A 5,097-nucleotide genomic window follows, 5' to 3' on the forward strand; every position below is an offset into this window, starting at 1 on the left:
GCAGAAAAATTAATTCTGACTCAAAAATAAACTGGGCAATCCGATAAGATTATCCTGCTTAAAAAAGATCGAATTTTGTTGTCGCAATTTACCGATTAATCTTGTTACTGTTACTCTGGTAGTGCCGATGGCGCTGGCAATTTGAGCGTGAGTTAGGGGATAGGGGAGATAATACCCTTCCCCACAGGGTTGACCGTATTCTTCCAATAATAAAACCAAGAACCCCATTAATCGATCGAGGGAGCGTTTTTGACCGAGAATACTCAACCAAAATAACTTACGCTGGTATTGATGGCGAAAAGTTTCCATAACAGCCGATCGCAATTGCGGCCATTTTTCTAGGTCTTCCCAGTATAACCAGACTAACTCGGTTCCGTCTAGATGAGCTTGGGCTTGTAATTGAAAGGGAAATTGAGAAACAATCTCAAAAGGTTGACCTGCACCCACAAAACCGAGAAATACTTCCTCACTATCGGCAATAGGTGGTTGACGGGGGAATTTTTGGTCAATAACGTTAACTTGTGCCTTACCAACAATACGAATCGCCCCAGATTCCACAAAGTATAACAGTCCGGGGCGCGTGGCTACTTTTTCATCTTTGGCAAAGGTATGGTTACGATAATGGGATTTTGCCCAGTTAAAGATTTCTGTTTCTTGACCGATTAAGGGTATAAAATCCGACGAAGGAACCGAAGAAGACATTAAAATTAATAACCCACTGGGGCGTTGAGGGAACTGTAAACTAATGTAACAAAAAATTGCTGCGATTGGGGGGGTCTTGTGGCCGCTAGATGGTTATCGGTCAATAATGCCTAGAAGTCGCGGGGATTGGGCAGATAGGGGAATTATTAAGCATTCTTAACAGAATACCCGCCCCAATGTTACAAAAGCTAGATAATCAGCTTATCTATTCTTAACTTTTTCTCGCTTTTCCGGGGACTATGGCATAAGATAGGATGCGTAACTATTAGTTTTCTATCTATGATATAGCGTTTCTCTTAAAGATGAAGTATAAAGAAATTTGGCATTATCTCTTGGCGACCAGCTACTGTTAACCGTTCTCTGTTCCCTAAAACCAGATACTTCGTACCTCACTATTAAGATAACTGCCCATAGATGATAGTTGATAGATAATTTAAATTTATACTTTTCCTTAAAAACTTCGGTCAAACTTGTATGAATAGCATTAGACAAAAAGTTGAATCCCTCTTGAATCAATTACCAGATGATTGTTCAATTGAAGATATTCAGTATCATTTATACGTTCTGGAGAAGGTGCGTCAAAGTTTGAACGCTGCCTCTCTGGAGAATACAATCCCCCAAGAAGAAGTTGAGGGTCTTTTAAACAAATGGCTGATCGAGTGAATTATCGCCTTGTCTGGTCGCCCAAAGCAATTGAAGACGTGGATGCGATCGCATCTTATATTAGTCGAGATTCCCCGTCCTATGCGGCGGCCGTCGTGCGTCGAATTCTTGATATAAGCTATTCTTTAGAAAATTGTCCCCTAGAAGCGAAAAAATGCGCTGAATTTAGTGATGATACAATCCGAGAAAAGTCTGCCTATGCCTACCGTCTGATCTATCAAATTCAAGGGGCGGTAGTTATTATAGCGGCGATCGTCCATAGTAAGCATTTCTTGGATTGATCGAGTCAGTGATCAGTGATCAACCATTAGGAGTCAGGAGCCAGGAGTCAGGAGTCAGGAGTCAGGAGATTATTTTTATTTATTCTTCCCACTTCCCACTTCCCACTTCCCCACTTCCTAATTCATAATTCATAATTCATAATTCCCACTTCTCCTAACCCCCACCCGCCAATTTTGAGCCTAATTCCCGCTTAATCCGGTTGAGAATCGAGGTTTCATCGAGGGAATCGAGAATACTGGCTACCACTGCCTTCGGGCCATCGGGTCCCCAAGTGGCCCCATTAGCGAGATAGGTTTTCGTCACTTGGCCGATCGCGTAACAGGATACACCGGCAACTCCCGCTTGAGTCAGGGCGATCGAAGTATAGGGAAGGAGAGAAATGCCGCCAGTGGCAGGAATCGAGAGGCCAAGCAGTCCTTTGAGGGAACTTAAGCCCAAAACCGCTAAAAATTCGCTGGCACTAATACCCCCCATATTGAGGGCAATTTTTTGTAAAAGAGCGATCGCCCCCTGACGAGTTAAATCGATGCCGTATAAGCGAGAAAGAGCGAGAATCATGGCCAGATCGATAACTGCTCCCGTAAACAGATCCAACACCGTCACTGGATTAAGAGCGATCGCCGATGCTTTGATCATCACTGCTTTTTGAATCAATTGATTAGCCCCGCGATCGCGGATAGCCATTTTGCGGGCGACAATTTGCTCGTTTACCTCGTCCGCATACAGCATAGAATTGAGTGCTACGAGCGATTTACCCTCTCGCTCTAGAATTTCCAAAATTTTGAGTTTCAGAGCTTCTATCTGGGGTTTTCCCCGAAATCGTTGCGTTTTTAGCCGCCCATCCTGCTCCTTGACGGTATCCGTCAGGAGGGGAGAGGCTGCCACCATAACAATCTCATCGGGGGAGAGTAATTCTTTCACCCGTTCTGAGGCGATTTTCTCATAGATAGCGAGGCGATCGACTTCCGGATACTGATCGATTTTATTAAAGACCAAAATCATCGGTTTTCCCGCTTCGCGTAACTTGGCCAAGGCGGAAAATTCCACTTTGGTCATATCACCGGAGATGATAAAAAGGATTAAATCCACCTGCTGCGCCACCTGACAGGCGAGAATTTCCCTCGTTTGCCCATCTACCTCATCAATACCGGGAGTATCAAGCAATTGCACCTGAGCATTACCCTGGCCGTTCAGGGTCAGACGCGCTAGATTGGGGAAAGTATCATCGCTGCTTAACTGCCAATTTACCCCTTTAATGGTGCGGGTAACTCCGTGTAAAGGACCGGTTGTAAAGATTTCTTGACCGACCAGAGCATTTAAAATCGAGGATTTTCCCCGGCCCACCAGACCAAAAGCGGCAATTTGAATCAGGGAGCGATCAAGTTTTTCCAGCAGGGCCACTAGGTGATCGATCTCCGCTTCTAGACCAATTTTCTCGATCGAGGTAAGATCCAGACGATCGACAAGTTTGCTCAGAGAATTGCGTGCCTGATTGTAGTTGAGTTCTTCTTGAATAGTGCCGACACCTCGAAGTGCTTGTTCTAGGTCTTCGGTATTCCAAGCTCGATCGAGGGACGGGTCAGAGGTCATTTCAGTTATCAGTTATCAGTGATTAAGTAGGTGGGTGTTAAAAATTGTCAGATACCCCCCTTATCAAGGGGGGATTAAGGGGGGATCAAGGGGGGATTTATCTTCAATTATAACCAGCTACTTTATTAAGGATAATCAGGATGAGTGTCATCTACGACTTGGAACACATCACCACCTATCATTATCGTAAACCGGTAACTTTTGGGGAACATCGGGCGATTTTTTTGCCTAGTGCCGGTCACGGTGAAAGAATTATCAGTTATTCTGTAGAAGCGAATATTGCCGCCAAAACGCGCTGGACTATGGATACTCTATCTAACAACGTGGTAGAGCTTGAATTTGCTGAACCAGCGTCAGAATTAATCGTTACCTGTCGATTACGGGCGGAACATTTTGGCTTAAAAGCGATCGCTGATTTTCCCCTGGATCAACGGGCGATCGAAATTCCCATCCAGTACACCCCCGATGAATGGTTAGATCTGGTGGTGTTTATGCGTCCCCACGCTGAGGATGCCGACGGCAGCTTGGCAGCTTGGGCCAAAAGTTTTGTAGCGGGGGACCAAGATGATACCCTCGATGCCATGGCAAGAATGATGGCGGCTATCAAAGATAATTTTACTTACCAAGCCCGGGAGAGTGAAGGAACTCAATCCCCCGGAGAAACCCTGCGGCTAAAGTCGGGAACTTGTCGCGATTATGCTTGGTTAATGATCGAAGCTTTGCGAAGATTGGGTTTAGCCTGTCGTTTTGTCAGTGGCTATCTCTACGATGCTGCCCTCGACGGTGGCGAAGTGGGGATGACTGGCTCTGGCGCTACCCATGCTTGGTTACAGGTTTATCTACCCGGGGCCGGTTGGCGTAATTATGATCCGACTAATCAAATTACCGCCGGCTTTGATTTAATTCGAGTGGCGATCGCTCGTCATCCCGGTCAAATCATACCTCTTTCTGGTTCTTGGTTTGGTGATGCTGATGACTTTTTGTCTATGGATGTTAAAGTAACCATTCGCAAGTTGGGGACGCTGCCGGATTTTGATCCCAGGGAATAGGTTGAATTATCGGGTTTTTTCTTGACTGGCGATCGCAGAAAACGGGTTTCTCGGAGAAACCCATTTTCTACTCATGCAATAAAGCGAAGATTGCCGTTGGGTTATAGCATTTTTATCGATTTTTGTCAAGATATATTTGACACAATTTATTATAAAAAGGGTTTCTTTTAGAAACCCTTTTTCTGCTTTCCAACTAATCCTAATTTGTCATTAATTTTGCTTAGGTGCTTAACTATAAACGGGATTATTTCGGCCAAATTTTTTGAAATTTTCCCTCTTGACCATTATTCTCGTCTAGAAAACCTAAAAAATAAGCACAATCATCAGAGTCATCAGGAAAAATTGTTAATAATTCTAGGTATTGATGATTATTTTTGGGATACATTCGATACCAAAGACGACCAACTTGATTGATATTTTTTGTTACTATTCCTGTCACCGAGGTTTTATAGATACTTAAATTATCCAGTTTTTGATAGGCTTTGTGAAGCCATTTTATGGCTAGGGAATCATCTTTATCTTCGGCAATTCTTCCCCAAACTTCGACATTTTTAGGATGCCAACTTTCTCGCCATTTAGCACTATTATCGGGAGTTATGGGGATATTTTCTTGTAAGGACATCCATTGTTTAGCAATAGTGCGAACATCTTTGATAAAGGGATGAACATGAGTTAAATCTCTGACTTTATTATCGTTGATTAAAGAACTTTTATCCCCCCATTGCCAATGACAGCCAATTAAGGGTTTATTGGGATAATAATCCTCATAGAAAATACTATGATCTGCTCGTCGCCATGATTTACCAAATCC

The 5,097-nt window shown here is 43.8% G+C and carries 5 protein-coding genes and 1 pseudogene; 3 read left to right on the forward strand and 3 right to left on the reverse strand.

The window, feature by feature from the left end; genetic code table 11:
- Window positions 1-9: 9 nt before the first annotated feature.
- Window positions 10-702 (reverse strand): Crp/Fnr family transcriptional regulator, encoded by a 693-nt coding sequence (locus PX484_RS04765; RefSeq protein ID WP_287766542.1) that lies wholly within the window; start codon window positions 700-702, stop codon window positions 10-12.
- Between the two features lie 474 nt (window positions 703-1,176).
- On the opposite strand from PX484_RS04765, the gene PX484_RS04770 reads away from it, so the two are divergent.
- Both PX484_RS04770 and PX484_RS04775 read left to right on the forward strand, forming a co-directional pair.
- Window positions 1,177-1,365, forward strand: a complete 189-nt coding sequence (locus PX484_RS04770; RefSeq protein ID WP_002737442.1) for a hypothetical protein — start codon at window positions 1,177-1,179, stop codon at window positions 1,363-1,365.
- Window positions 1,350-1,646, forward strand: coding sequence for a type II toxin-antitoxin system RelE/ParE family toxin (locus PX484_RS04775; RefSeq protein WP_002737690.1), 297 nt, complete (start codon window positions 1,350-1,352; stop codon window positions 1,644-1,646). The genes PX484_RS04770 and PX484_RS04775 overlap by 16 nt, the downstream gene beginning before the upstream one ends.
- A 154-nt stretch (window positions 1,647-1,800) precedes the next feature.
- Here PX484_RS04775 and PX484_RS04780 read toward each other — a convergent pair whose 3' ends face one another.
- Window positions 1,801-3,237 (reverse strand): GTP-binding protein, encoded by a 1,437-nt coding sequence (locus PX484_RS04780; protein ID WP_287766544.1) that lies wholly within the window; start codon window positions 3,235-3,237, stop codon window positions 1,801-1,803.
- Between the two features lie 140 nt (window positions 3,238-3,377).
- Between PX484_RS04780 and PX484_RS04785 the strand changes: the two genes are divergently transcribed.
- Entirely contained in the window at window positions 3,378-4,286 is a 909-nt protein-coding gene (locus PX484_RS04785) for a transglutaminase family protein (RefSeq protein WP_287766546.1), read from the forward strand.
- Between the two features lie 244 nt (window positions 4,287-4,530).
- On the opposite strand, the pseudogene PX484_RS04790 reads toward PX484_RS04785, so the two are convergent.
- A pseudogene (locus tag PX484_RS04790) lies at window positions 4,531-5,097 on the reverse strand (RAMP superfamily protein); the annotation flags it as partial.

This window comes from Microcystis sp. M49636_WE2, assembly GCF_030065375.1.
In the GTDB taxonomy this organism is placed as follows: domain Bacteria; phylum Cyanobacteriota; class Cyanobacteriia; order Cyanobacteriales; family Microcystaceae; genus Microcystis; species Microcystis aeruginosa_C.

What these genes read in the sequence shown, in the direction of transcription:
- PX484_RS04780 (WP_287766544.1), bottom strand. Translation starts at nt 3,237, where the DNA reads ATGACCTCTGACCCGTCCCTCGATCGAGCTTGGAATACCGAAGACCTA.
- PX484_RS04785 (WP_287766546.1), top strand. Translation starts at nt 3,378, where the DNA reads ATGAGTGTCATCTACGACTTGGAACACATCACCACCTATCATTATCGT.
- PX484_RS04765 (WP_287766542.1), bottom strand. Translation starts at nt 702, where the DNA reads ATGTCTTCTTCGGTTCCTTCGTCGGATTTTATACCCTTAATCGGTCAA.
- PX484_RS04775 (WP_002737690.1), top strand. Translation starts at nt 1,350, where the DNA reads ATGGCTGATCGAGTGAATTATCGCCTTGTCTGGTCGCCCAAAGCAATT.
- PX484_RS04770 (WP_002737442.1), top strand. Translation starts at nt 1,177, where the DNA reads ATGAATAGCATTAGACAAAAAGTTGAATCCCTCTTGAATCAATTACCA.